Origin of the sequence: Stenotrophomonas sp. BR163, assembly GCF_047520985.2 — a bacterium.
GTDB classification, from domain to species: Bacteria; Pseudomonadota; Gammaproteobacteria; order Xanthomonadales; family Xanthomonadaceae; genus Stenotrophomonas; species Stenotrophomonas sepilia.
This window is the reverse complement of the sequence record NZ_JAXBRE020000015.1, coordinates 33,737-59,965: the sequence shown is the minus strand read 5'-3', so window position 1 is coordinate 59,965 and position 26,229 is coordinate 33,737. Positions and strand designations below refer to the sequence as shown.

Here is a 26,229-nt window from a genome sequence, read left to right as displayed (position 1 = left end):
GAGCTTCCCCGCGATGGGGTCAGAGCCCTCCCTGCGGGAGGGATCCGACCCCTCGACGGTGATCAGATCACCGTCAGGTTGGCGTAGGCCATCACCAGCCACTTGCTGCCGGCGTCGGCGAACTCGACCTGCACGCGGGCGTGGGCGCCGCTGCCTTCGTAGTCGGTCACCATGCCTTCGCCGAACTTGGGATGGGTGACCAGTGCGCCGAGCTTGATCGGTGGCAACTCGATGGAGGCATGGCCCATCACCCGGCTGCTGCCCAGCGAGGCCGGACGCGAGACCTGCACCTTCGGGCGCACTTCGTGCAGCAGCTCACGCGGAATCTCGCGCAGGAAGCGCGATGGCAGGCTGTAGTTGTCCTGGCCGTGGATGCGGCGCGATTCGGCATAGCTCAGCACCAGTTTCTGGCGCGCGCGGGTAATGCCCACGTAGGCCAGCCGACGCTCTTCTTCCAGACGCCCACTTTCCTCCAGCGAACGTGCGCTGGGGAACAGGCCTTCCTCCAGGCCGGCCAGGAACACCAGCGGGAATTCCAGGCCCTTGGCCGAGTGCAGGGTCATCAGCTGCACGCCGTCCTCGCCCGCCTGCGCCTGGCCTTCACCGGCCTCCAACGCGGCGTAAGCCAGGAACGCGACCAGCTCGTCCATGTCCTCGCCCACTTCCTCGATGTCGTCGGCGCGGCGCACGAAGCGCGAAGCGACCGAGACCAGTTCGTCGAGGTTGTCGGTGCGCGATTCCGAATCCAGCGAATTGCGGCTTTCCTTGCTCCAGTGCTCGCGCAGCTGCGAGCGGGCCAGCACGTGGTCCACGCGCTCGGCCAGGGTCATGTGCACGGTCTGCGCCTGCAGCTCGTTGACCAGCCCCAGGAAGCCGGCCAGTGCATTGCGCGCGCGTGCGGCCAGCGCGTTGCCCTGGGTGACCAGCATCGTTGCTTCCCACAGCGAGATGCCCTGGGCGCGCGCCTCGCGGCGCACTTCGTCCAGCGTGCGGTCGCCGATGCCCCGGGTAGGCGTGTTGACCGCGCGCTCGAAGGCGGCGTCATCGTTGCGGTTGGACAGCAGGCGCAGGTAAGCCAGCGCGTCCTTGATTTCGGCACGTTCGAAGAAGCGCATGCCGCCGTACACGCGGTACGGCACCTGTTCGCTCAGCAGCGCCTCTTCAAGCGCGCGCGACTGTGCGTTGCTGCGGTAGAGCACGGCCACTTCGGTGTAGCTGCCACCGTCGCGCACCCACTGGCGGGCACGCTCGACGATGTAGCGCGCCTCGTCCATCTCGTTGTACGCCGCGTACAGGTCGATCGGCTCGCCGTCACCGCTGTCGGTCCACAGCTGCTTGCCGATGCGATCCGGGTTGTGCGCGATCACCGCGTTGGCGGCGCCGAGGATGTTGGCGGTGGAGCGGTAGTTCTGCTCCAGGCGGATGGTCTGTGCGCCCGGGAAGTCGCGCAGGAAGCCCTGCACGTTCTCGACCTTGGCGCCACGCCAGCCGTAGATGGCCTGGTCATCGTCGCCGACCACGAACACGTGGCCGGAATCGCCGGCCAGCACGCGCACGAAGGCGTACTGGATGGCGTTGGTGTCCTGGAACTCGTCCACCAGGATCTCGCGGAAGCGGGCGCGGTAATGCGCCAGCAGGGCCGGGTTGTCGCGCAGCAGTTCATGCGCGCGCAGCAGCAGCTCGGCGAAGTCGACCAGGCCGGCGCGGTCGCAGCGCGCCTGGTATTCGATGTAGGCCTGGCGCATGGTTTCCAGCCACGCATCGTGCGGTTCGGGCTGGATGTGCTGCGGGCGGCGGCCTTCGTCCTTCTGCGCGTTGATCCACCACGCGATCTGCTTGGGCGGGTACTTGCCGTCGTCCAGCTCCAGCGCCTGCACCACGCGCTTGACCAGCCGCAGCTGGTCGTCCGAGTCCATCACCTGGAAGCCTTCTGGCAGCTTGGCGTCCTGCCAGTGCAGGCGCAGCAGGCGGTTGGCCAGTCCGTGGAAGGTACCGATCCACATGCCACGGCTGCCATGGGGCAGCTGGGCGTCGATGCGGTGGCGCATTTCGCCGGCCGCCTTGTTGGTGAAGGTCACCGCGAAAATGCCGTGGGTCGGCACGCCATCGACTTCATGCAGCCAAGCGATGCGGTGGGTGAGTACGCGGGTCTTGCCGGAACCGGCACCGGCCAGCACCAGGTGGTGGCCGGGGGGAGCGGAGACGGCTTCGCGCTGGGCCGGGTTCAGGCCATCAAGCAGGTGGGAGACATCCATGCCTCCATTTTACGGCATCGCCGTCGCGGCTCCTGCGACCACCTGGCTGGCCAGCGCCTGCGCCTGCTGACGCAGTTCAGGCACCGCCAGGCTTTCCCACAGGCTGCCGATGCGCAGGCTGCCGAGCACGCCCAGCCGTGCCTGCGGCTGGCCACCGGCAGCACGCAGGCGGTCGCCCGGCACCGTGCTGTCCAAGCCCAGCCCATGCGGGCCGGGGCGAGCCAGGCCCTCGGCCTGCAGCTGCTGCAGCAACGGATTGCGCAGCGCACTGGCGCGGGTTTCCACGCCGGTGGCGTTGACAACGCCGCTGATCGTCCAGTGCTGTTCATTGCCGTTGGCATCGCGACCCGACAGCCGCAGGACATCGCCTTCGCGGCCGACGCGTTGCAGGCGGGACCGGTGAATGCGCAGTTGGCCGCTTTCGATCAGCGCCTGCAGCTGTGCGTCGACCTCTTCGGCGATGCGGTGGCGATGCACGTCCCAGTAGCGCACCACATGACGCAGGAAGCGGCGCTGGTCGGCCGCGTCGAGGCTGCACCACAGCGCCTGTCCATGCGGACGGATGCGGTCCATCACGCCCTGCCACGGCAGCCCGTCGGCCTGCGCCTGGCGCGCAAACCCGCGCAACGCGCGCAGGCGCTGGCGCAGGTTCATCTGCAGCAGCGTGGCTGGGTCGAACGTGGGCAGGCCGCCATGCGCATGCGGTAGCGGCAGCAGGCCATGGCGCGAGATCACGTGCAGCGGGCCGGTGTGGCCGGCGGCGACCAGCGCCAGCACGGTGTCGGCCATGCTCAGGCCGGAGCCGACGATAGCCACGGCCTGCTCACCGGCCAGGGTACGCACGCCGTCGTAGTCCCAGGCCTCGATCACATCATCGGCGGGCAGTGCCTCGGCACCGGCCACCGGCAGCGGCCGCATGCTGTTGCCGGTGGCGAGCACCGCCTGCACGGCGTGCAGCGCCTGGGCATCGCCAAGTGTCAGCCGGTAGCCATGGTCATCCGGCTGCAGGCCCAGCACCGGCTGCGCGATCACCTGCAGCTGCGCCGGGCTGGCCGCAGCGGCCTCCTGCAGGCGCTGCTGCAGGTACGCCGCAAAGTAGTGGCGGCATACGTAACGCTCGCCCAGCACCTCGCGCGCCTGCCCCGGGTAGGCGTTGGCGGCCATCAGGTAGTCGAGGAAATCGCCCGGCTGGTCGGCAAACGCACTCATCTTCGCCGCCGGCACGTTCAGCAGGTGCTCCGGCCACGGCGTGGCATAGGCGATGCCCTGGGCCAGCTGCGAAGCCGGTTCGAGAATGGCCAACGCCAGTGGCGCCTTGGCTTGGCGCAGTACCTGGATCGCCACCAGCACCCCGGCCGCACCACCACCGATGATTGCCAGGTCCAGTTCGCCATTACGCGGTGAATCAGTCATGCGCCGATTGTAGGCCATCGGCGATGACGGGCCGGGTTGCCGAAGCGGGCGATTGCCGCCGCCTCACATCAACGCATCGGCCAGCCGTGCGATGCCTTCGCGGCTGCGCCGCCACGTGGGGCGGCTGCGCCACTGCTGCAGGTCCAGCTGCCGCGACTCGCGCAGGTAGCCATCCTCGATCGCACACAGCTGCTGCACCAGCGCGCGGTCGTAGCAGACCAGGCCGATCTCGGCATTCAGCGCGAATGAGCGGATGTCCATGTTGATCGAGCCGAGCACGGCGATGTCCTCGTCCACGCTCATGTGCTTGGCATGCAGGAACTGCGGCTCGTACAGCGCGATGCGCACGCCACAGCGCAGCAGCTCGTCGTAGTAGGCCTCCTGCGCCCACGACGTCAGCCGCTGGTTGTTGCTGGCCGAGAGGATCAGCTGCACCTGCACGCCGGACAAGGCCGCAATGCGCAAGGCGCTGAGCGTGGCTTCGTCGGGCACGAAATACGGGGTGACCATCACCAGCCGGCGCCGCGCCAGGTGGATCAGCGCCGCCACCGCATCGCGTGCGTTGCTGTAGGGATAGGCGGGGCCGCTGGGCAGCAGCTGGGTGGCGATGTCGTCGCTGCACTCGGGCACATCGGCGATGACGTCCAGGCGCTGGCCGGTTTCCATGTACCAGTCGCTGGCGAACACCGCTTCCAGATGCGCCACCGCCGGGCCGCGCACGCGCGCCACCAGCTCGCGGTTCGGGTGGCCGGGCACGAACTGCGGGCCGGCCAGGTTCTGCGAACCGACATAGGCCACTTCGTTGTCGATCACCGCGATCTTGCGATGGTTGCGCAGGTCCATGCGGCCGCTGCGGCGCCAGCGCAGGCCACCGGGCAGCATCGCACGCACTTCGATATCGCGAGCTTCCAGGCGTTTGCGATAGGCGCGCAGGCCACGCTTGGCACCCACCGCGTCGAGCAGCACACGGCACTGCACGCCACGTGCGGCGGCACGCTGCAGTGCCTCGACGATGGCCTCGCCCACCGCGTCGTCGAACATCAGGTAGTACAGCAGGTGCACGCGGTCTTCGGCCTGGTCGATGTCGGCGATGAGCGTGTGCAGCGATTCGTCGTAGTCGGTCAGCAGATCGACCGCATTGCCGTGCACCGGCATGAAGTCGCCCTGGCGCTGCACCAGCGGCACGATCTCGGCGCTTGCGGTATCCGGCTGCGGGGTCCAGCGCAGGCGGTGCTGCAGCGCCTGTTCCTCGCGGATGACCTGCGAGGCCTCGGCCTGGCGGCGGATGCGTTCGCGTGACAGCCACGGGTGGCCAAACAGCAGATACAGCGGCAGGCCCAGCAGCGGCACGAAGCCGACCAGCAGCAGCCAGCTGCGCGCCGCACCCGGCGTGGTGCGGGTGGGAATCCAGCACAGCGCGACCAGCCGGATCAGCCAGTCGATCAGCAGCAGGTAGGAACCCAGCAACCACTCGAACAGCATCGTATCGCCCGTCGGGAGGTGATGGGCCATTCTGCCCAGCAGGATTTGTAGAGTCGAGCCATGCTCGACTGCCTTTCGGCCCGACAGCGGAGCAGCCGAGCGTGGGCTCGGCTCTACAAGGGAGAGCCTCAATGCCGCACTGGCACCTCGCATAGCTGCCGCACCGATTCGGCGTGACGGCGGCCGTTGAGCGCCATGCAGGCGATCGCCTGCGCGGCCCGCTCCAGCTGCGCCTCCGGCAGCGTCGGCGGTGCGCCGTTGGCCAGTGCCAGGTGGTGGTCGCACAGCAGCAGCGCCATGCCCTCGATGCCTTCCAGCATGCGCTGCAGGCGCAGCCAGCCCAGTTCCAGGTCCTGCCGGTGTGATGGGGTGTTCATGCAACCTCCTTCAACGGATCTGGCCACCGTGAAGGTGGCGGACGATGCGTGGTTGCAATACCGGGAAGCAATCAATGAGCAAACGAACCGGCGGGCGCGAGGCCCCCACGCACCGTCCGCCATAGAGGCGGATAGGTCACCAACCGTCGCCGGAGGGATCTCCGGCGACGGCGGGCGAGTCTACTGATTGATTGACTTCACGGGATTGCAAGCCCGACCGCTGCAACTGCAGCGGCTTGCCATCTTGGGCACGGCCACGCCTGTGATTCCAATTGATTTGGAGCGCACGAAGAGCCGGAACCGGTATACACAATCACTTATCGCATTCGGCCCATCATTCCGCGCAGGGCGTCATTGGCGACAGCGTGCGCAGGGAGTGCGGCAGTGCCGACCAGGGTCGGCACCCACCAGGGGGAAGTGCCAGACATGAAAAAACCCGCCACAAGGGCGGGTTTCTTCGCGGGGATCAGCAATCCGTGCGGATTACTTGATCTTGCCTTCCTTGTACAGGACGTGCTTGCGCACGACCGGATCGTACTTCAGGAATTCCATCTTCCCCGGGGTGTTCTTCTTGTTCTTGTCCGTGGTGTAGAAGTGGCCGGTACCGGCCGAGGAAATCATACGGACCTTATCGCGCTTGCCTGCCATGATGCTTTACTCCTCAGACCTTTTCGCCGCGCGCACGCAGCTCAGCCAGAACGGAATCAATGCCGTTCTTGTCGATGGTGCGCAGTGCATGCGCGGAAACACGAAGCTTGACCCAGCGGTTCTCGCTGGCCACCCAGAAACGGCGCTCGTGCAGATTCGGCAGGAAACGACGACGGGTCTTGTTGTTGGCGTGCGAGACGTTGTTACCCGTCTGCACTCGCTTGCCGGAAACCTGGCATACGCGGGACATTGCGCACCTCGATAGTAGTAGTTGTCAGCCCGTAGCCCGGGAGACGGCGGCCTCGATGGTTGCCCACCACACGTCAAGAGAATCAAAGGGTTACGCTGGCGTTGGGCGACCGGGGACGTGCTCCCGGGGGCGCCGCCCGGCAGAAAACCGGACACAGCGAGCCGCGCATTATGCACCGGTTCAAGCACTTGCGCAAGTTACCCACAGGCTGGGGACTGAACACGGCGATCGCCCCCTGTAGAGCCGAGCCATGCTCGGCTGCTGCGTCCCGGAACGCCTGAGCCGAGCGTGGGCTCGGCTCTACGACAATGACCGGGCCGGCTCAGCGCAGGTGCGGGATGACCTGGGCCAGCAGATGGGCATCCTTCAGCGCGCCGTGCAGGCCGCGCTGGCTGGGAATGCGCAGGCGCTGCAGCACATCGTCCAACTTGTTGCCCTGGCCGGGCCAGCGCCCGCGCGCCAGCTTCAGGCTGCAGGTGATGCGGCAATGCTGGGCCAGCGTGCCGGGGATGCCAGCCAGGCGCAGCTCGTTGTCCAGGAAACCCACGTCGAAGGTGGCGTTGTGCGCGACCATCTCGCTGCCGCGCAGGAAGTCCAGCAGTTCGGCGGCCTTGCTGGAGAACAGCGGCTTGCCCACCAGCATCGCATCGCTGATGCCATGCACGCGCTGTGCGCCCCAGTCCACCTTGCGCTGCGGCTGCAGGTAGGTGTGGAACTGGCGGCCGCTGAGCTGGCCGTCGATCAGTTCGACGGCACCGATTTCGATCACGCGGTGCCCCAGGCGGTGGGAGATGCCGGTGGTTTCGGTGTCCAGTGCGACGATGCGATTCATGCGTGGCGATGGTTCCTGTTGCGTGCCGCGATGATTTTCGCATGCCTGCAGCAGGAAGCCCTCCCTGTAGCCGAACCCGTGCTCGGCTCACGCGCGAAGCGCGGGCCTTGAGCGTTGGAGCGAGAAGCAGCCGAGCGTGGGCTCGGCTCTACAGGTGCGTGTGCATCACCCCAACGCTTCCACCACCCAATCGATGAACACCCGCAGCCGCTGGCTCATGTGCCGGTTCGGCGGGAACATCACGTGCATCGGCATGGGTGGCAGCTGCCAGTCCTGCAGCAGCGGCAGCAATTCGCCGCGCGCCACGTGCGGCGCGGCCATGTAGCTGGGCAGCGCCACCACCCCCAGGCCGGCCAACGCGGCCGCCAGATAGGCGTTGCCGTCGTCGAAGCCGACCGTGTAGCGGCCCTGCACCTCGATGCGCTCATCGCCACGTTGTGCAGTGAACACCCGCGCCCGGCCACTGCGCGGGCTGAGGAAGCCGACCATGTGGTGGTCCGGCCCTTCCAGCGCGCGCGGATCGGTCGGCAAGCCGAAACGCTGCACATAGCCCGGGCTGGCGTGGAAGCCGATCGGCAGCGCCGCCAGCGGCCGCGCCACCAGCGCCGGGTCGGCCGGGGTGCCGCCGCGGATCACGCAGTCGACGTTGTCGGCGATGACGTCAACCTCGCGGTCGCTGACGCCGATGTCCAGCTGGATCTCCGGGTAGCGCGCCTGGAAATCCGGCAGTGCCGGCACCAGCCGCAACCGCGCGTAGGGTCCGGGCACATCCACCCGCAGGCGGCCGCGCGGCTGGCTGGCTGCGTCACCCAGCCCGCCCTCCACCTCTTCCAGCTCGGCCAGCAGGCGGGCGATGCGCGGGTAGTAGGCCGCACCGTCGGCGGTGACGCTGACCCGGCGCGTGGTGCGGTTGAGCAGGCGCAGCCGCAGGTGTGCCTCCAGCTGCTGCACCAGCTGGGTGACCGTGGTGCGGCTGATCTGCAGGGTCTGCGCGGCGCGGGTGAAGCTGCCGGTTTCCACCACGCGGGCAAAGGCCCGCATCGCCTCGAAACGGTCCATGGCGGGCCATGATTGTTTGGGATTGGCAATCAATCTAGGCTGATCATCGCGGTTTATCCAGACAGCACTGGCGCGGAGGATGGCGTTCTCTCCCACGGATTCCTTCCCATGTCACAGCGTGATGTCGTTTTCCCCACCGGCCGCCAGGCCCTGTACGAGCGCAACCGCTACTCGCCGGCGATCCGATCCAGCGGTTTCCTGTTCGTCTCCGGCCAGGTCGGCAGCCGCGAGGACGGCTCGCCCGAACCGGACTTCGAAACCCAGGTGCGCCGCGCCTTCGAGAATCTCAATGTGGTGTTGGCTGCCGCAGGCTGCACGTTCGATGACGTGATCGACGTGACCGTGTTCCTGGTCGATCCGGAGAAGAACTTCGAGAAGGCCTGGGCGATCGTGCCCGAGTACTGGGGCCAGGCGCCGCACCCGACCCTGACCGGCATCGGTGTGACCTGGCTGTACGGGTTCCAGTTCGAGATCAAGGTGATCGCGAAGCTGCCGTGACCCGGGTAGTGCCGGCCGCTGGCCGACAACGACGGGCGTTGAGCTACGCTCGCCTACTTCCACATCGTCGGGTGAGTCAGATCGGCTTGATTCGCGGCCATTCCGCATCAGTGGTATCGACAAATTCAACGCCGCTGAGACTATCGCCAACGTGAGCACGAAAGTCCTCCGAGCAGATCAAGGTATTGCTAGAGCCTTCCATGTTCTCAAGCCGGAACAAATGTTCATTGAAGGAGCTTTTTACGCGCAGCTTCTTGATCCTGCGAGACTCTCCATACTTGCTATACGCCATCTGGTTTTCCTCAGAGGCGACGGAGGAGAGGCAGGTCTCATGGAAGATGATGGCACTGTACTCGCTCTTTGAAGTCGTCCATCCCTCCTCTGAAACATGGGGAATGCGCCTGAAGTCGATCATCTTGGCATCAAATTTCAGGCAGGCTTCCAGGAACTTCTGGCTTGCAACGTAAATGTGCGAGGTAATGCGGACGATGTCATGGGAATGACTCGCCTCAGGGCCAACCAGCACCATGGGGTCTGTAAAGACCCGTGCCATGTCAGTTCTGGCCCTGGCGTACCAAGGGAATCGGCCATGGGAAACAGCAGGATGGAAAGGATAGAACCTGTCGTGAAGCTGAGCGTCCAGATAGTACGAGGGGCATCCTGGCGGATTTGCCTGGGATAGCGCGTAGTAGTTCATCTGGTCGATTCCCTGGGCTTCCGGGGCGTGTTTCGGAATTGTCCCCGCCCCGGCCTTTCCCACCAAGAGCCAATCCCGACAAGCAGGCGCTGGTACGCATGGCTTGGAGCCGGTGCGATCTGCAAGGCAACGTCCGCCTCCCGACCCTGACCGGCATCGGCGTGACCTGGCTGTACGGGTTCCAGTTCGAGATCAAGGTGATCGCGAAGCTGCCGTGACACGGGTAGTGCCGGCCGCTGGCCGGCAACGCGGTGGGGTCAGAGCCCTTTCCGGAGGAAAGGGATCCGACCCCGTGCCCGGTCCACCTGAACGGGAGATTCCGACGAATTCCCGAGGCGGCCATTGATATTGTATCCGGCGAAAATCGCTTGCTAGCCTCCCTTCCATGCGCCGGATCACCCGCCAACTGCGTACGTACCTGATGCTGCTGCTGATGGCGGCATTCGTGGTCGTGCCGGTAGCCGACGTGCTGGCCTGCGCGGTCGAACCGCACGACACCACTGCGGTGCACGTGGAAAGCAACACCAACGATGCCGAGGGTGACAGTGACAGCAAGCACGCCGGTGCCTGCAGCCACAACCACTGCCACCACTCCAACCTGAGCCTGCCGGCCAGCACCCTTGCCGCCTTCGGTGCGCCGCTGCCGGCGCGCTGGATGAATGCCGGCGACGCGGCGACCTATGCGGTCGCCCAGGATGAATTGACGCGTCCCCCCCGGGCGTGAGTTGAGCGCGTCCCGCGATTGCGGGCTCCCGTTTCACTCACAACCGGAATCCCCCTATGTCGATCCTGACACCTCGGTCGCTGCGTGCGGCCGGGCGGGTCGTCGCCGTGTTGCTGGGCCTGGCCCCGGCGGCATCGGTGATGGCGCAAGCCGCCCCTTCCTATGACACCCTGCTTGAACGCTTGGACCAGCTGCCCGGCACCCGCGTCGGTGCGGCGCTGGCCGAGGCCGCCGATGCGCGCGCCGACCAGGCCCGTGCGTTGCCCAACCCTTCCCTCTCCTACTCCGCCGAAAATGCCTGGGGCACCGGCTCCTATGGCGGCATGGGCAGGGCCGATACTGTGCTCACCCTGTCCCAGCCACTGGAGGTCTGGGGCCAGCGTGGCGCGCGCGTCCGTGCGGCCCGCGCCGAGGCACAGGCGGCCAACCTGCGTGGCGCGCAGAGCCGCAGCGACGTGGCCAGCCAGCTGGCGGTGGTCTACGCACAGGCGGAAAGTGCACTGCGCCGCTACACCCTGGCCGAAGAGGCATTGAGCATCACCCGCGATGACGCCAACGCCGTCAACGCGATGGTCAAGCAGGGCCGCGAACCGCAACTGCGCGCGGTGCAGGCGCAGAGCGAAGTGGCCAACGCCAACGCCGCGCTGGATGAAGCGCAGGCCTTCCGCGATGCCGCGCTGGCCCGCCTGGCCGGTGCTGCATTGCTGGATGCGCCGGTGCAGTCGATCGACGACAGCCTGCTCGACCGTGCGCCGCCGCTGCCGCGCGGTGCCACCGATGTAGCACTGGCCGTGCGCATCGCCGAAGCCGAAGCCGATGCGGCGGGCAAACTGGTCGAGGTGGAGCGCAAGCGCGCCCTGCCCGACCTCAGCGTCACCGCCGCGCAGACACGCTTCCGCGAAGGCGGCGAGCGTGCCTACAACCTCGGTGTCAGCATCAGCATCCCGCTGTTCGACCGCAACCGCGGTGGCATCCGCGCCGCCAATGCCGACCAGCGCGCGGCCGAGGCGCGCCTGGACCAGCAGCGCCGCGACAGCGAGGCGGCACGCCTCTCGGCCGTGGCCGGTTTGAAGGCCGCCGGCAGCCGAACCCGCGCCGCCGATGAAAGCGTGGTCGCCGCCGAAGAGGCGTATCGCCTGGCCCGCATCGGCTTCGACGCCGGACGCATCTCGCAGCTGGAACTGCGCAGCACGCGCAGCGCTCTTATCGCCGCCCGCGCCGCCGCCGTGGATGCGCGCCTGTCGCGCGTCGGCGCGGAAATCGATCTTGCCCGCCTTGAAGGGCGCGCACCCTTTGTGGAGGCCCCATGACTCTCTCCCGTACTTTTCCGCTCATCGGCGGCATGCTGCTGACTGTGCTGCTGGCCGGCTGCGCCGGCAACGCGCAGACGCCTGCCAATGAAGACCCCGCTGCGGCCAAGGCCGGCACCGACGATGGCCATGGCCACGCCGGCAGCAGCAAGGAAGCCAAGGCAGAAATCGCGAAGGCGCCTGCTGACGCCGACGAAGGCGTGGTGCAGCTGACGCCCGAGCAGATCAAGGCGTCCGGTATCGAAGTGGTTGCCGTCGGCCGTGGCGGTGGCGGTTCCACCCGCCTCGCCGGTCGGGTGGAACCCTCGGTCGGTGCCCGTGCCTCGGTGGCCTCGACCGTGACCGGCCGCGTCGAGCGCGTGCTGGTCGCGCCGGGCACGGCGGTGAAACAGAACCAGGCGCTGGCCATCGTGGTCAGTGGCGAGGCAGCCGTGTTCCGCGCCAATGCGCTGGCCGCATCCGCCGAAGCCGAGGCCGCACGCCTGGCCTATGGCCGCGACAAGGCCTTGGTCGACCAGGGCGTGGTCGCCCGCCAGGAGCTGGAAGCCTCGCGTGCGCGTTCGCTGGCGGCACAGGCCCAGGCCGCTGCCGCACAGGCACAGGCCGCCGCCAACGGTGCGCCCGATGCCAGTGGACGCGTGCGCATCACCAGCCCGGTGGCCGGCATCGTCGGCAACGTGCAGGTCACGCCGGGCGGTGTGGTCGCCGCCGGCAGTGCGGTGGCCGACGTCGCCGACCCGTCGATGAACGAGCTGGTGTTCACCGCACCGCCAGCGCTGGCTGCACAGGTCATGCCCGGCATGACGCTGGAAGTGAGCGTGCCGGGTGGCAGCTTCACCGCTACCGTCACCGGTTCGGCCGCCGATGTACGGCAGCAGGGTGGCGTCGCAGTGATCCGCGCCACGCCGGTGGATGCATCGCTGCCGCCGGCCGGTTCGCCGGTATCGGCCGTGGTGGTCACCGAAGGCCAGGACGGCTCGCTCAGCGTGCCCGCCGATGCGGTGCAGAACGTCGATGGAAGCAGCGCGGTGTTCATCGCCGTCGAAGGTGGCTTCAAGGCGCAGCCAGTGCTGGCCGGGCGCCGTGCCGGTGACCGCATCGAGATCCTCGGTGGCCTGAGCGGCAACGAGCGCATCGTCGGTGCCAACGCCTTCCTGCTCAAGGCCGAGCTGGCCAAGGGCGAAGCCGAGCACGGCCACTGAGGAGGCAACCATGTTCAAGCTGATCATTGAAACAGCGGTGCGCCACCGCTGGCTGGTGGTGTTCATGGCGGCGCTGATCGCCGCCGTGGGCCTGTTCCAGCTGGGCAAGCTGCCGATCGACGCCGTGCCGGACATCACCAACCGCCAGGTGCAGATCAACACGGTGGCCCCGGCGCTGACCCCGGAGCAGATCGAACGGCAGGTGACCTATCCACTGGAAACCGCGCTGGCCGGCATTCCCGGCCTGACCACCACGCGTTCGCTGTCACGCAATGGCTTCTCGCAGGTCACCGCGATCTTCACCGATGCCACCGACATCTACTTCGCCCGCCAGCAGGTGGCCGAACGCATGCGCGAGGCATCGGAAGACCTGCCCGATGGTGCATCACCGATGCTGTCGCCGGTCACCACCGGCCTTGGCGAGGTGCTGATGTGGACGGTGGACTTCACCGCGTTCGATCCGGCCAGGCTGGCCAAGCCCGGTGAAGCCGGCTGGCAGGCCGACGAGGTCTACCGCACGCCGGAAGGCAACCTGCTGCGCACGCCGGAAGAGCGCGCGACCTACCTGCGCACCGTGCAGGACTGGATCATCGCGCCGCAGATGCGCTCCAGCCCGGGGCTGGCCGGGGTCGATACGGTCGGCGGCTACGTCAAGGAATACGGCGTGCATCCGGACAGCGCCAAACTGGCCGCGCATGGCCTCGGCCTGGCCGACCTGGTCACTGCCCTGCAGCGTTCCAACGTGCAGGCCGGCGCCGGCTTCGTGCAGCGTGCCGGCGAAGGCCTGGTGGTGCGTGCCGATGGCCTGGCGCTGACCACCGAGGATCTTGCACAGGCGCCGGTGGCCACCCGCAATGGCGTGGTGGTGCGCGTGGCCGATGTGGCCACGGTGGAACTGAGCCGCGCGCCGCGGCTGGGCGCGGCCAGCCGCAACGGCCATGAAGCCGTGCTGGGTACCGCGCTGATGATCGCCGGTGGCAACAGCCGCACCGTGGCGCAGGCTGCTGCGGCGCGCCTGAAACAGGTGAACACGTCGCTGCCGGCCGACATCGTGGCCGCACCGGTGCTGGACCGCAGCGTGCTGGTCAATTCCACCATCAAGACCGTGGCCAAGAACCTCACCGAGGGCGCGCTGCTGGTAGTGGTGGTGCTGTTCCTGCTGCTGGGCAATCTGCGTGCGGCGACGATCACTGCGCTGGTGATTCCGCTGTCGTTCCTGTTCGCAGTGATCGGCATGAACCGCTTCGGCATCAGTGGCAACCTGATGAGCCTGGGTGCACTGGACTTCGGCATCCTGGTGGACGGTGCGGTGATCGTGGTCGAGTCGACGCTGCTGATGCTGGGCCAGCGCCGCGCCGAACTGGGCCGGGCGCTGACCGCGATGGAACGGCTGCGCGTGGCCGCCGATTCCGCGCTGAAGATGGCGCGCCCGGCGGCGTTCGGCCAGCTGATCATCCTGCTGGTGTTCGCGCCGATCCTCACCCTGGAAGGTGTGGAGGGCAAGACGTTCCACCCGATGGCGGCGACCTTCATGCTGGCCCTGGTCGGTGCCTTCCTGTTCTCCTTCACCTTCGTGCCGGCGATGACGGCGCTGCTGGTGCGCGAGCCGAAGCTGAAGGACGGCAATGCACATGCAGACGACGGCGAGCACGAGACCAGGCTGATACGCGTGCTGCGCGCGCGCATCGAGCCGGTGATCCGCAAGGCTGTGGCGCATCCGCGCACGGTAGTGGCCAGTGCGGTGATGATGGTGGTGGTGGGCATCGGCTCGTTCTCGCTGCTGGGCCGCGAGTTCATGCCGACGCTGGACGAAGGTAACGTGGCGATGCAGGCGTTGCGCGTGCCGTCGACGTCGCTGGAGCAGTCACTGGCCATGCAACTGGCGTTGGAAAAGGTGATTGCCAAGCAGCCGGAAGTGGAGACCGTGTTCTCGCGTACCGGTACCGCCGAGGCGGCGATCGATCCGATGCCGACCAACATCTCCGACAGCGTGATCGTGCTGAAGCCACGCAAGGACTGGCCCGATCCGAAGTTGGCCAAGGACGCGCTGGTGGCCCGTTTCGAAAAGCTGGCCGGGCAGCAGCTGGGCAACAGTTTCGAGTTCAGCCAGCCGATCGAGCTGCGCTTCAACGAGCTGATTTCCGGCGTGCGTACCGACCTGGCCGTAATGATCTTCGGCGATGACTTCAGCCAGCTGCAGAAGGTGGCCGACCAGGTGGCGCTGAAGCTGCGTGCGGTGGATGGCGCGGCCGACGTGCGGGTGGAACAGATCTCCGGCCTGCCCACGCTGAACGTGGCGATCGATCATGTGGCGGCGGCGCAGTATGGGCTGACTGCGGCGGATGTGAGTGATGCACTGTCCACCGGCATCGGCGGTACTGCGGCGGGCAAGATCTTCGAAGGCGACCGCCGCTTCAACGTGGTGGTGCGCCTGGACGATGCCGCGCGCAACGATCCGGACCAGCTGGCATCGCTGCCGATCGCCACGCCATCGGGGCTGGTGATTCCGTTGTCGTCGGTGGCGCGCATTACCGTGAGCGAAGGGCCGAACCAGATCAGCCGCAACAACGGCAGCCGCCGCGTGGTGGTGCAGGCCAACGTGCGTGGCCGCGACCTGGGCGGCTTCGTCGGCGAAGCGCAGGCCGCGGTAGCCGACGTGGCACTGCCGCCGGGTGCCTACCTGACCTGGGGTGGCCAGTTCGAGAACCTGCAGCGCGCGGAAAAGCGGCTGGCGACGGTGGTACCGGTAGTGTTCCTGCTGATCGGCAGCCTGCTGTTCATGGCCCTGCGCAGCGGCAAGGAAGCCATTCTGGTGTTCAGCTGCGTGCCGTTGGCGCTGGTCGGCGGCATCCTCGCGCTGCTGCTGCGGGGCATGCCGTTCTCGGTATCGGCAGCGGTCGGCTTCATCGCCGTGTCCGGCGTGGCGACCTTGAATGGCCTGGTGCTGATGCAGGCGATCCGCGAACGCCTGGATGCCGGCGACCTGCCGCTGCAGGCGGCGATCAACGGTGCCTCCAGCCGCATCCGAGCCGTGCTGACCACGGCGCTGGTGGCGATCGTCGGCTTCATTCCGATGGCGATCGCCAGCGGTTCCGGTGCGGAGGTGCAGAAGCCGCTGGCGACGGTGGTGATCGGTGGCCTGATCACCGCCACCGTGCTGACCCTGCTGGTGCTGCCGACCTTCGCAGCACGGGTGGCCAAGCCGCGGGCGGTAGGCTGAGGTGAGAGGGGGTCGGAGCCCTTTCCACGGGAAAGGGATCCGACCCCGTGACCGGGTCGGATTGCCGGCCAGCGGCCGGCACTACCCGGTACCGGTCAGGCCTTCTTGCGCTCGGCGATGTAGGCCTGGATCTGCTGTTCCAGCACCGGCAGCGGCACCGAGCCCTGCTTGAGCAGGGTGTCGTGGAAGCCCTTGATGTCGAACTTGTCGCCCAGCTCCTTCTCGGCCTGCGCACGCAGGCGCACGATGGCAATCTCGCCCAGCTTGTAGCTCAGCGCCTGGCCCGGCCAGGAAATGTAGCGGTCCACTTCAGTGGTCACTTCATGCTCGCTCAGCGCGGTGTGGTCACGCAGGTAGGCCAACGCCTGCTCGCGGGTCCAGCCCTTGCTGTGCACGCCGGTGTCGATCACCAGGCGCGCGGCGCGCCACATCTCGTAGGTCAGCCGACCGAAATCCTCGTACGGGGTTTCGTAGATGCCCATCTCCACCCCCAGCTTCTCGCAATACAGCGCCCAGCCTTCGCCATAGGCGGAGATGTAGGCGTTGCGGCGGAACTCCGGCAGGTTCTTCTGCTCGGCGGCGATCGCGCCCTGCAGCGAATGGCCCGGATCGGATTCATGCAGGGTCAGTGCCGGCAGGTTGTACAGCGGGCGCGACGGCAGGTTGTAGGTGTTGAGCCAGTAGGTGCCCATGCCACCGCGGCCGGCAGTCCAGAACGGTGCGATGTCCGGCGGCACCGGCACGATGGTGAAGCGCGCGCGCGGCAACGTCATGTACTTGCCCAGCTGGCCATCGGCGCGCTTGGAGATCCACGCGGCGCGCGACAGCAGCTCTTCCGGCGTTTTCGCATAGAACTGCGGATCGGTACGCAGGAAGGTCAGGAACTCGGCGAAGCTGCCCTTGAACTTCACCTGCTTGATGATGGCGTTCATCTCGCCCTGGATGCGTGCGACTTCCTCCAGGCCGATGCGATGGATCTCGTCCGGCGACAGGTCCAGCGTGGTGTAGTCGTGGATCTGCTGCCTGTAGTACGCCTTGCCATCGGGCATCGCTTCGGCGGCCAGGGTGGTGCGCGCCTGCGGCACGTACTCGTTGACGAAGAAGGTGCGCAGCTGCTGGAACGCCGGCACTACCTTGCCGCTGATCGCTTCACGCGCCTGCGCCTGCAGCCTGGCCTGTTCGGCGGCCGGGATGGTGTTGGGCAGCTTCTTGAACGGCGCGTACAGCGGCGATTCGGTCGGGTCCTTCAGCTCGGCGACGGTGGCGATGGACACTTCGCGGCCATCCAGCACCGCGCGCGGCACGCTGAAGCCGCGCTTCAGGCCGGCGCGCATGTTCTCGGTCTGCTGGCCGAAGTAACGCGGCACGTCGTTCAGCCGTGCGATGTAGTTCTGGTAGTCCTGCACGGTCTTCATCTCGCGCCGGGCCATGAAGGACAGGTTGGACCAGAACGAGGAATCGGCGTTGAATGGCATTTCGTAGCCGCGCAGGCGCGTCTCTTCGGCCAGGTTGAACACCTGGTCGCGATAGATCGCGTAGTTGACCTGGTTGTCCGGCGACAGGGTCTTCGGGTCGATCTTCTTCAGCGCGGCCAGGGTCTCGTCCCACACCTTCAGGCGTGCCTGCTGCGCGGCCGGGCCGACGTCGGGCATGCGGGTGGCGTTGGCCGGGGCGTCTTCGTCCTCGCTGGCTTCACCACCGCCCTGCTGGCGCCACTTCCATTCCTTCTCGTACAGCGCGCGGAAGGCGGCATCTGCAGGCGATTCGGTGGCCACGCTGGCGGGCGCGGCGGTGGGCGCAGCGGCCAAGGCCACGGTGGGGGCGGACAGGGCGAGCAGCAGGGCAACGGCAAGACGGGTTTTCACGAGCACAGGTTCCCGGGAAGGCAGGCCCCGATGATGGCACCGCCCACGGCCCGTGGCATGGGACGAAGGTCCTGCCTGCAGCGCAGGCAGGACCGGGAACCGGCCGCAGGCCGGGGCCCCAGCGCCGAAGGCGCGTGGTAGAGCCGACTGTTAGTCGGCTGCTCTTCGGCCAGACGTGGCAAAGCCCGCGCTCCGCGCGAAAGTCGACTGACAGTCGACTCTACCCACGGCAGACCGCATCCCGGCGCAGCCTCAGTGGCTGGCCTTGTCGCGCTTCCAGCCGCGGTGCTTGATATCCAGGTGCAGGCTGTACAGGGCGGTGAACGCCGGGAACAGATTCTGCAGCACGCCCACCGAGTCCTGCTTGGCCGAGAACAGGAAGTAGCTCAGGGTCATCAGGCTGCCGATCACGCTCATGTACCAGAACAGGCGCGGGATGACCGGCTTGCCGGCACGCTTGGAGGCAATGAACTGGACCAGCCAGCGGCCGCCGAACATCAGTGCGCCGGTGTAGCCGATCAGCTTCCAGCCGGTCACATGCAGGCCGGTCCAGTACAGCCAGGTCAGGGGCTGATCCAGCCAGTGCAGCTCCAGATCCATCAGCGCTCCTCCACCGCGGTGCGCTTGCTTCGGGTGATCAGCCAGGCCACGCCACGCAGGTCGCGGATGCCGACCAGCGCACGGCCGAGGTTGTTGTACTTGGACACGCCAGCGGTGCGGTGGCGGTGGTTGACCGGCACGCTGGTGGTCTTCCAGCCGGCACGCTGCATCAGCGCCGGCAGGTAGCGATGCATGTGGTCGAAGTACGGCAGGTCGAGGAACGCGCTGCGTTCGAACAGCTTGATGCCGCAACCGGTGTCGGGCGTGTCGTCGCGCAGCATGCGCGCACGGATGGCGTTGGCCCACTTGCTGGCCCAGCGCTTGCTGCCGCTGTCCTGGCGGTTGACGCGCCAGCCGGCGAACAGCTTCACCTGCGCCTCGGCGGCGTCGCGTGCGGCGAGCAGCTTGGGAATATCGGCCGGATCATTCTGGCCGTCGCCATCCAGGGTCGCGATCCACGGCGCGCGCGCGTGCTTGACGCCGGTGCGCACCGCCGTGCTCTGCCCGCTCTGGTTCACGTGGTGCAGCACCCGCAGTTCCGGCGTGGTCGCCTTCAGTCCCTGCAGCACCGCCAGGGTGTCATCGCGCGAGTGATCGTCGATGTAGACGATCTCGAACGGCAGCCGGCCACGCAGCGCAGCGGTGATTTCGGCGACCAGCGGGGCGACATTGTCGCGCTCGTTGAATACCGGGACGACAACGGAAAGCTCGGGTTGGCTCATAAGGCACTCGGCCAAAGGGGGGACAAAGACCGCGCATTCTCCGAAACCGAGGTTATCCGAAGATGAACCCGGCGGCGTGAGGATCCATTCTCAGGCGCGATCACCAAAATACTCGCGGCACCACTGCACCACAGGCGGCAGGCCTTGTTCGATCGGGGTCACCGCATCGAAGCCGAAAGCGTCATGTGCGCGCCGGGTATCGGCCATCGTGCGCACCATGTCGCCGGGCTGCATGGGCTTGTAGACCTTCTGCGCAGGGCGGCCGGCGGCCTGTTCGATCACGCTGATGAAGCGCTCCAGCTCGACCGGTGTATGGTTGCCGAGGTTGAACACCCAGTGCGGCACCGGACCGTCGGCCGGATGCGCGAGGGCGCCGAGGATACCGGATACGATGTCGGAGACATGTGTGAAATCGCGCTGCATGCGGCCTTCGTTGAACACGTCGATCGGCCGACCGGCCAGCACCGCACGCGAGAACAGCAGCGGTGCCATGTCCGGCCGGCCCCACGGGCCATACACGGTGAAGAAGCGCAGCCCGGTGGCATGCAGGCCGTACAGCTGCGCGTAGGTGTAGGCCATCAGCTCGTTGGCGGCCTTGGTCGCCGCGTACAGCGAGCGCGGCTGGTCCACGCGCTGGTCTTCGGAGAACGGCGGCGTGGCCGAATCGCCGTAGACCGAACTGCTGGAGGCGTACACCAGGTGCTGCACGCCACGGTGGCGGCACAGCTCGAGCATGTTGACGAAGCCGACCAGGTTGCTGTCGACGTAGGCATGCGGGTTTTCCAGCGAATAGCGCACGCCGGCCTGCGCGGCCAGGTGGATCACCGCCGTCGGCTGCACCTCGTCGAACAGCGCGGCCAGGCCCTGCTGGTCGGTCAGGTCCAGGGTGCGCAGGTCAAGCGCCGGACACAGCGCGGCCACGCGGTCACGCTTGATCTGCGGGTCGTAGTAATCGTTGAAGTTGTCCAGGCCGACCACGGCCCGGCCGGCCTCCAGCAGCGCGCGGGCGGTGTAGGCACCGATGAAGCCGGCAGCGCCGGTGAGCAGGATGGTCATGGCGGGTCTCGATCAAAGCACCCCGCTGCCATCGGCGTGGCCGACGTCGCGGGGATGCGTCGGCCGGCGTGATGTGGCGCCGGGTTCAGCCCTGGCGCGTACGCAGCTTTTCCAGCACGCCGTCCAGGGTGTCCAGATCGGTGTAGTGGATGATCAGCTTGCCCTTGCCGCCACGGCCGTGGTTGATCGCCACCTTGGCGCCGAGCGCCTCGGACAGCTCGGTTTCCAGCGAGGCGATGTCGGCCTGCTGCACCTTCGGCGTGGCCACCGGACGGCTGCTCGGCACCTTGCCGGCGGCGAAGGCCTGCGCGCGCCGCTCGACCTCGCGCACCGACCAGCCTTCGTCGGCCGCTTCCTGGGCCAGCTTGCCGGCCAGTTCGGGGGCCAGGGTCAGCAGCGCACGGGCATGCCCCATTTCCAGGCGGCGGGTTTCCAGCAGCAGGCGGATCGCCACCGGCAGTTCCAGCAGGCGCAGCAGGTTGGACACCGCCGCGCGCGAGCGGCCGACGGCCTCGGCGGCCTCGGCATGGGTGAGGGTGAACTCGCTGATCAGGCGCTGCAGCGCTTCGGCTTCCTCCAGCGGGTTGAGGTCTTCGCGCTGGATGTTCTCGATCAGCGCCATCGCGATGACGGTGCGGTCTTCCAGCTCGCGCACCACCACCGGCACTTCGTCCAGCCCGGCCAGCTGCGATGCGCGCCAGCGGCGTTCACCGGCGACGATTTCGTAGTTGCCCGCCGGCAGCTGGCGCACCAGGATCGGCTGGATCACGCCCTGCGACTTGATCGAGTCGGCCAGCTCGGACAGCTTGCCCTCGTCCATCTCGCGGCGCGGCTGGTACTTGCCCGGCTGCAGCTGGCCGACCGGCAACTTGCGCAGCACTTCCCCCGGCAGCGGCTCGATCACCGCCGTGGTGGCCTGCACCTGGCTGACCGCGCCCTTCGGGCCCAGCAGCGCGTCCAGGCCACGGCCGAGGCCTCGCTTCTTGGCTGCCGGCTTGCTGCTGGTCATCAGACGGTCTCCACGGCCTTGGCGGCCTTGTTGCGTTCGTTGTTGCGGCGGATGATCTCGCCAGCCAGGCCCAGGTAGGCCACGCCACCGCGCGAGGCGCGGTCGTAGCCGACGATGCTCTGGCCATGGCTGGGCGCCTCGGCCAGGCGCACGTTGCGCGGCACGATGGTGCGGAACACGCGGTCGCCGAAGTGCTCGGTGAGCTCGGCCGACACTGCGTTGGCCAGGTTGTTGCGCACGTCGAACATGGTGCGCAGCACGCCTTCGATCTCCAGCGCGGGGTTCAGGCTGGTGCGCAGCGCTTCGATGGTTTCCACCAGCGCGCTCAGGCCTTCCAGTGCGTAGTACTCGCACTGCATCGGCACGATCACCGAATCGGCGGCGGCCAGCGCGTTGAGCGTCAGCAGCGACAGCGCCGGCGGGCAATCGATCAGGATGTAGTCGTACTCGTCGCGGATCGGCGCCAGCGCGCGCTTCAGCCGCTGCTCGCGCTCGCTCTGGCCCATCAGCTGGATCTCGGCGGCGGTCAGGTCGATGTTGCCCGGCAGCAGGTCGTAGCCTTCGGCGGTCTGCACGCGCACATCGGCGGCGCTGTTCTCGCCCAGCAGCAGATCGCAGGTGGAGGCCGCCAGCTCACGCTTGTCCACGCCGCTGCCCATGGTCGCGTTGCCCTGCGAATCGAGGTCGACCAACAGCACGCGCTTGGGTGCGTTGGCCAGGGAAGCGGCCAGGTTGACGGCGGTCGTGGTCTTGCCGACGCCACCCTTCTGGTTGGCGATGGCGATGATGCGGGCCATGCGGGTGTGCCTCGTCGACGGATGGTTGGGACCGGTCATTATGCGTACAACCGGCCCCTTGCGGAAATCGTGGATCGCCAACCCGTTGTTCCACAAAGGGCTGGCGGCGGAATCAGGGACCTGTAACGGTGACCAGGTGGCGTTCGCCGGCCAGGCCGGGCACGCTCAGCGGGGTCACCTCACGCACCTGCCAGCCAGCCGGCAGTTCCGCGATCTCCTCATGCGGGTAGACGCCCTTCATGGCCAGCAGCACGCCACCGGGGCGCAGCAGGTGGCCACCGACGCGGACGATGCCGGCCAGGGTGTCCATCGCGCGGGCGGTCAGCTGGTCGTAACGGCCGGCCTCGTCCAGCGCCTCGGCGCGCGATTCGGCCACGCGGGCATTGCCCAGGCCGAGCTGGCGCACGGCCTCGCGCATGAAGCGCGCCTTCTTGCCGTTGCTCTCGACCAGGGTGACCTGCAGGCCCGGGCAGGCGATGGCCAGCGGGATGCCGGGCAGCCCGGGGCCGGTGCCGAGGTCGGCCAGGCTGCCATCGACCACGAACGGCTGCATCGCCAGCGAATCGAGCAGGTGGCGGGTGACCATCTCCTGCGGGTCGCGGATGGCGGTGAGGTTGTAGGTACCGTTCCAGCGGTGCAGCAGGGCCAAGTAGCGCAGCAGCGGCGGCGCCAGCGCGGCATCCAGGCCCATGCTGGCCAGGCCCTGTTCCAGCGTGGCAGCCACGCTGGCGGGAAGTGGGTGTTCGCTCATGCCGGCATTATCGCCGGTTTTGCGCACTGATTCCCCGCCTCAGTGCGGATACCAGGCCAACGCCGCCCGGAACTGGCCGGTGGCCTGCCATTCGTGCAGGTGCCAGCGCGCGGCCTCGCCCAGTTCCGGGTCGCACCAGCGCAGGTGCAGGGCACCATCGGCCCCCGGCGCCAGCTGCAGGCGGTGCAGGCCGAACGAGATACCCTGGCCGTGCGCCTTCAGCATCGCTTCCTTGGCGCACCACACGCGGAAGAACCAGTGTTCGCGGTCGGCCTGGTCCAGGCTTTCCAGCCAGGCCACCTCCTCGGGGTGGAAGAAGCGCTGCACGATCTCCAGCAGGCGGGCCCGCGGCCGCAGCAGTTCCAGGTCCACGCCCAACCGCACGCCTTCGCCCAGCGCCACCAGCAACACCTCGCCGCTGTGGCTCCAGCCAGTGCCGTAGTGGGCCAATGCGCCGCTCAGTTCCGGCCGGCCCTTGTCATCGCGGACCAGCGGCAGCGTCTCCGGATCGGCCCCGAGGGCCTGCGCCAGCACCTGGCGTGCCTGCGGTTCGCCGCGATGGCCGGGCACGTGCGGGCGCCGCCAGACCGTCACCGGACCAAAGCGCCACGGGCCGTCGAGGGTGGCTGGCAGGCTCATGCGCACGCGCCCGTCACACGATTGCACGACGGGTTCACGGCCGTGCGCGTCAACTGGTCACCGTTCCCCACCGGAGGTTCGATCATGGGCATCATCATCTGGCTGATCGTCGGCGGCATCGTAGGCTGGCTGGCCAGCATCATCATGAAGCGCGATGCCCAGCAGGGCATCATCCTCAACATCGTGGTCGGCATCGTCGGCGCGCTGATTTCCGGCTGGCTGTTCGGCGGCGGCATCAACGAAGCGATCACCATTCGAACCTTCCTGTTCTCGCTGATCGGTGCAGTGATCCTGCTGGCGATCGTCAATCTGTTCACCCGCAAGAGCATACGCTGACGCGGCGGTAGCGCCGGCCGCTGGCCGGCGGGCCTTTCAGAACGGGCCCGGCAATCGCCGGGCCTTGTTCATTCAACCGATCTGTACCCACGCCGGCGCATGGTCGCTCGGACGTTCCCAGGTGCGCGGCTCGCGGTCGATGCCCGAAGCCACCGCACCGCTCTTCAGCGCATCGGAGACCAGGGTCAGGTCGATGCGCAGGCCCAGGTTGCGACGGAAGCCGGCGGCGCGGTAATCCCACCAGCTGAAGGTGCCCGCCTCGTCGTTGTGCAGGCGGAAGCCATCGTGCAGGCCCAGCTGCAGCAGCTTGTTCAATGCGCCGCGCTCGGCGGTGGAGGTCAGGATGTGGTTGTCGTTCCACACCTCCGGGTCGTGCACGTCGCGTGCGTCCGGGGCAATGTTGAAGTCCCCCATCACGATCAGCTTCGGGTGGCGCTGCAGTTCTTCGGCGATCCAGGCATGCACCGCGTCCAGCCAGCGCAACTTGTACTCGTACTTGTCGGTACCGATGTCCTGGCCGTTGACCACATACAGGTTGATTACCCGCAGGTCGCCGAAGGTACCGGCGATGACGCGCTTCTGCTCGTCCTCGAAGCCGGGAATGCCGATCTGCACGTCCTGCGCAGGCTCACGCGACAGCAGCGCCACGCCGTTGTAGGTCTTCTGGCCGGCGAACACGCTGCGGTAGCCGGCGGCGATCAGCGCAGAGTCGGGGAACTTGTGGTCCTCCAGCTTGGTTTCCTGGATACCGACGATGTCCGGGCCGAAGTCCTTGAGCCACTGTTCCAGGTGCGGCAGGCGGACATTGAGCGAATTGACGTTCCACGAGGCGATTTTCATGCGGGCATTCTACCCGGGTGGGCTTGGCACGCGTGCCACCCCAGGTGGGCACCCACCGGTAGTGCCGGCCGCTGGCCGGCAACCCCATGAACCGTCGGCAGGACCCCGCATTTGCCGGCCAGCGGCAGGCACTATCGCAGCAGCAGCTTCAACAACCCCGCAATCTTCGAATACGGCGGCCGCAGCCGGTCGCTGGCCGCCCAGCGCGACTGCCACAGCACCGGCAGCCGCTTGCTCATCGCATCGAACCCGGCCCGGCCGTGGTAGGCGCCCATGCCGCTGGCCCCCACCCCGCCAAACGGCAGGCCATCGGCGGCGAAGTGCAGCAGCGTGTCATTTACCGTCACGCCACCGGCCACCACCTGGCCGAGGATGCGCTCCACCGTGGCCGTGTCATGGCTGAAGGGATACAGCGCCAGCGGCCGGTCGCGGGACAGCACGTCCGCCAGCGCCGCCTCCAGGTCCGGGTAGGCCCGCACCGGCAGGATCGGCCCGAAGATCTCCTCGCGCATCAGGTCCAGATCGTCGGGCGGGTCCAGCACCACGGTCGGCACCAGCAGACGCTCGCGGTCGGCGCACGCCTCATCCACCTGCGCCAGCGGAATCACCGGCACGCCACGTTCGCGCGCCTGCACCAGATAGCCCTGCAGGCGCCGGTACTGGCCTTCATTGATGATGCGGGTGTAATCGTCGGCATCGCTGAAGTCGCCATAGCGCTCGCGCACCTGCTGCTGCAGCGCCTGCACGAACTCGCGCTGGCGCGCGGTATCGATCAGCACATAATCCGGCGCGATGCAGGTCTGGCCGGCGTTGAACCACTTGCCGGTGGCCAGCCGCGCAGCGGCTTTTTCAAGTGGAAAGTCGCTGCAAACGATCGCCGGCGACTTGCCGCCCAGTTCCAGCGTGACCGGTACCAGATGTTCGGCGGCGGCGGCCATCACCTTGCGGCCGACGGCCGTCGAGCCGGTGAACAGCAGATGGTCCAACGGCAGCGACGACACCGCTGCGGCCACCTCCGCCCCGCCCTGCACCACCGCCACCCGATCGGGCGGGAACACGCTGGCCAGCAGATCGGCCAGGAACGCACTGGTGCGCGGCGTGTGTTCCGAAGGCTTCAGCAGCACATGGTTGCCCGCAGCGATGGCGGTGGCCAAAGGCACCAATGCCAGCGTGACCGGGTAGTTCCAGGGCGAGATCACCCCGACCACGCCCAGTGGCGTCGGCCGCAGCTGCGCGCGCGCTGGCCACAACTTCCATCCCGCCGATGCCCGCTGCGGCTTCGACCAGCGCCGCAGGTGGCGGCGCAGGTGGTCGATGGCCGACAGCACGCTCATGCCATCGGCCAGCTTCGATTCAACGTGGGCGCGATGCCCGAAGTCCTCGGCGATGGCCTGCGCCATTTCGTCCAGGCGTGGCTTCAGCCCCTCGCGCAGGCGGCGCAGGTCGGCTTCGCGCTGGTCGAGCGACGGGCGCTGCGACTGCCAGGCACTGCGCAGGGAGTGCAGGATGGCGGGAAGGTCGGCTGGGGCGGTGATGGTCATGGGCCGACTATACGGGGTGCTGCGCAACGCCATGGTAGTGCCGGCCGCTGGCCGGCAATGGGTTCATGTCTGCGAAGATTCATGGGGTTGCCGGCCAGCGGCCGGC

At 67.6% G+C, this 26,229-nt stretch carries 25 protein-coding genes and 1 pseudogene; 7 read left to right on the top strand and 19 right to left on the bottom strand.

Features of this window, described 5'->3' with window-relative positions; all coding sequences use genetic code 11:
• Positions 1–62: 62 nt before the first annotated feature.
• From uvrD to ACM0PY_RS13525, 8 genes are all read right to left on the bottom strand, one after another.
• Entirely contained in the window at positions 63–2,255 is a 2,193-nt protein-coding gene (gene uvrD / locus ACM0PY_RS13560) for a DNA helicase II (protein WP_134972326.1), read from the bottom strand.
• Between the two features lie 9 nt (positions 2,256–2,264).
• Entirely contained in the window at positions 2,265–3,686 is a 1,422-nt protein-coding gene (locus ACM0PY_RS13555) for an FAD/NAD(P)-binding protein (protein WP_134972325.1), read from the bottom strand.
• A gap of 45 nt (positions 3,687–3,731) precedes the next feature.
• Positions 3,732–5,150, bottom strand: coding sequence for a cardiolipin synthase (cls, locus tag ACM0PY_RS13550; RefSeq protein WP_049471149.1), 1,419 nt, complete (start codon positions 5,148–5,150; stop codon positions 3,732–3,734).
• Positions 5,151–5,278: 128 nt separating this feature from the next.
• Positions 5,279–5,527, bottom strand: coding sequence for a hypothetical protein (locus ACM0PY_RS13545; RefSeq protein ID WP_180883646.1), 249 nt, complete (start codon positions 5,525–5,527; stop codon positions 5,279–5,281).
• A 483-nt stretch (positions 5,528–6,010) separates the two neighbouring features.
• A complete protein-coding gene (gene rpmG / locus ACM0PY_RS13540; RefSeq protein WP_169411268.1) occupies positions 6,011–6,178 on the bottom strand; it encodes a 50S ribosomal protein L33 in 168 nt (55 codons plus the stop codon).
• 10 nt (positions 6,179–6,188) lie between these two features.
• Positions 6,189–6,425, bottom strand: coding sequence for a 50S ribosomal protein L28 (gene rpmB / locus ACM0PY_RS13535; RefSeq protein WP_005411638.1), 237 nt, complete (start codon positions 6,423–6,425; stop codon positions 6,189–6,191).
• A 322-nt stretch (positions 6,426–6,747) separates the two neighbouring features.
• Positions 6,748–7,257, bottom strand: a complete 510-nt coding sequence (gene dnaQ, locus ACM0PY_RS13530) for a DNA polymerase III subunit epsilon (protein ID WP_134972324.1) — start codon at positions 7,255–7,257, stop codon at positions 6,748–6,750.
• 165 nt (positions 7,258–7,422) lie between these two features.
• On the bottom strand, positions 7,423–8,316 hold the full coding sequence (locus ACM0PY_RS13525) for a LysR family transcriptional regulator (RefSeq protein ID WP_134972323.1): 894 nt from the start codon (positions 8,314–8,316) through the stop codon (positions 7,423–7,425).
• A gap of 108 nt (positions 8,317–8,424) precedes the next feature.
• On the opposite strand from ACM0PY_RS13525, the gene ACM0PY_RS13520 reads away from it, so the two are divergent.
• Positions 8,425–8,814: a RidA family protein gene (locus tag ACM0PY_RS13520; protein WP_134972322.1), complete on the top strand. Its 390-nt coding sequence runs from the start codon at positions 8,425–8,427 to the stop codon at positions 8,812–8,814.
• A gap of 76 nt (positions 8,815–8,890) precedes the next feature.
• On the opposite strand, the gene ACM0PY_RS13515 is transcribed toward ACM0PY_RS13520, so the two are convergent.
• Entirely contained in the window at positions 8,891–9,511 is a 621-nt protein-coding gene (locus tag ACM0PY_RS13515) for a hypothetical protein (protein WP_180883644.1), read from the bottom strand.
• A gap of 134 nt (positions 9,512–9,645) precedes the next feature.
• On the opposite strand from ACM0PY_RS13515, the pseudogene ACM0PY_RS13510 reads away from it, so the two are divergent.
• From ACM0PY_RS13510 to ACM0PY_RS13490, 5 genes and pseudogenes are all read left to right on the top strand, one after another.
• Positions 9,646–9,729, top strand: a pseudogene (locus ACM0PY_RS13510) (RidA family protein); the annotation flags it as partial.
• A 167-nt stretch (positions 9,730–9,896) separates the two neighbouring features.
• Complete coding sequence (locus ACM0PY_RS13505) at positions 9,897–10,235, top strand: hypothetical protein (RefSeq protein ID WP_180869771.1); 339 nt, start codon at positions 9,897–9,899, stop codon at positions 10,233–10,235.
• 56 nt (positions 10,236–10,291) lie between these two features.
• Positions 10,292–11,545: a TolC family protein gene (locus ACM0PY_RS13500; protein ID WP_180883642.1), complete on the top strand. Its 1,254-nt coding sequence runs from the start codon at positions 10,292–10,294 to the stop codon at positions 11,543–11,545.
• Positions 11,542–12,747 carry an efflux RND transporter periplasmic adaptor subunit gene (locus ACM0PY_RS13495; RefSeq protein WP_134970828.1) on the top strand — a complete coding sequence of 402 codons (1,206 nt, stop codon included), beginning with the start codon at positions 11,542–11,544 and terminating at the stop codon, positions 12,745–12,747. Before ACM0PY_RS13500 ends, ACM0PY_RS13495 begins: the two co-directional genes overlap by 4 nt.
• A 10-nt stretch (positions 12,748–12,757) precedes the next feature.
• The gene (locus tag ACM0PY_RS13490) at positions 12,758–15,967 is read left to right on the top strand and encodes an efflux RND transporter permease subunit (RefSeq protein WP_134970830.1); all 3,210 of its coding nucleotides are present in this window, start codon (positions 12,758–12,760) and stop codon (positions 15,965–15,967) included.
• A gap of 95 nt (positions 15,968–16,062) precedes the next feature.
• On the opposite strand, the gene ACM0PY_RS13485 is transcribed toward ACM0PY_RS13490, so the two are convergent.
• The 8 genes from ACM0PY_RS13485 to ACM0PY_RS13450 form a co-directional block, all read right to left on the bottom strand.
• Positions 16,063–17,832, bottom strand: coding sequence for a DUF885 domain-containing protein (locus ACM0PY_RS13485; RefSeq protein WP_134970832.1), 1,770 nt, complete (start codon positions 17,830–17,832; stop codon positions 16,063–16,065).
• Positions 17,833–18,084: 252 nt separating this feature from the next.
• Positions 18,085–18,432, bottom strand: a complete 348-nt coding sequence (locus ACM0PY_RS13480; RefSeq protein WP_058979230.1) for a lipid-A-disaccharide synthase N-terminal domain-containing protein — start codon at positions 18,430–18,432, stop codon at positions 18,085–18,087.
• The gene (locus ACM0PY_RS13475) at positions 18,432–19,154 is read right to left on the bottom strand and encodes a glycosyltransferase family 2 protein (RefSeq protein ID WP_005420380.1); all 723 of its coding nucleotides are present in this window, start codon (positions 19,152–19,154) and stop codon (positions 18,432–18,434) included. The genes ACM0PY_RS13480 and ACM0PY_RS13475 overlap by 1 nt, the downstream gene beginning before the upstream one ends.
• A gap of 90 nt (positions 19,155–19,244) precedes the next feature.
• Complete coding sequence (locus ACM0PY_RS13470) at positions 19,245–20,210, bottom strand: NAD-dependent epimerase/dehydratase family protein (protein ID WP_180883638.1); 966 nt, start codon at positions 20,208–20,210, stop codon at positions 19,245–19,247.
• 85 nt (positions 20,211–20,295) lie between these two features.
• Positions 20,296–21,219 (bottom strand): ParB/RepB/Spo0J family partition protein, encoded by a 924-nt coding sequence (locus ACM0PY_RS13465; RefSeq protein ID WP_088435750.1) that lies wholly within the window; start codon positions 21,217–21,219, stop codon positions 20,296–20,298.
• Positions 21,219–22,016, bottom strand: coding sequence for a ParA family protein (locus ACM0PY_RS13460; protein ID WP_005411653.1), 798 nt, complete (start codon positions 22,014–22,016; stop codon positions 21,219–21,221). Before ACM0PY_RS13460 ends, ACM0PY_RS13465 begins: the two co-directional genes overlap by 1 nt.
• 112 nt (positions 22,017–22,128) lie before the next feature.
• Complete coding sequence (rsmG, locus tag ACM0PY_RS13455) at positions 22,129–22,767, bottom strand: 16S rRNA (guanine(527)-N(7))-methyltransferase RsmG (RefSeq protein ID WP_134970834.1); 639 nt, start codon at positions 22,765–22,767, stop codon at positions 22,129–22,131.
• Positions 22,768–22,806: 39 nt separating this feature from the next.
• Entirely contained in the window at positions 22,807–23,406 is a 600-nt protein-coding gene (locus ACM0PY_RS13450; RefSeq protein WP_061480448.1) for a 4'-phosphopantetheinyl transferase family protein, read from the bottom strand.
• A gap of 84 nt (positions 23,407–23,490) precedes the next feature.
• Here ACM0PY_RS13450 and ACM0PY_RS13445 point away from each other — a divergent pair, with 84 nt between their 5' ends.
• Positions 23,491–23,742, top strand: a complete 252-nt coding sequence (locus tag ACM0PY_RS13445; RefSeq protein WP_005411656.1) for a GlsB/YeaQ/YmgE family stress response membrane protein — start codon at positions 23,491–23,493, stop codon at positions 23,740–23,742.
• 72 nt (positions 23,743–23,814) lie between these two features.
• Here the strand turns inward: ACM0PY_RS13445 and xth are convergent, their stop codons facing one another.
• Both xth and ACM0PY_RS13435 read right to left on the bottom strand, forming a co-directional pair.
• Positions 23,815–24,582, bottom strand: coding sequence for an exodeoxyribonuclease III (gene xth / locus ACM0PY_RS13440; RefSeq protein WP_134970836.1), 768 nt, complete (start codon positions 24,580–24,582; stop codon positions 23,815–23,817).
• 131 nt (positions 24,583–24,713) lie between these two features.
• Entirely contained in the window at positions 24,714–26,123 is a 1,410-nt protein-coding gene (locus ACM0PY_RS13435; protein ID WP_414609325.1) for a coniferyl aldehyde dehydrogenase, read from the bottom strand.
• Positions 26,124–26,229 lie beyond the last annotated feature (106 nt).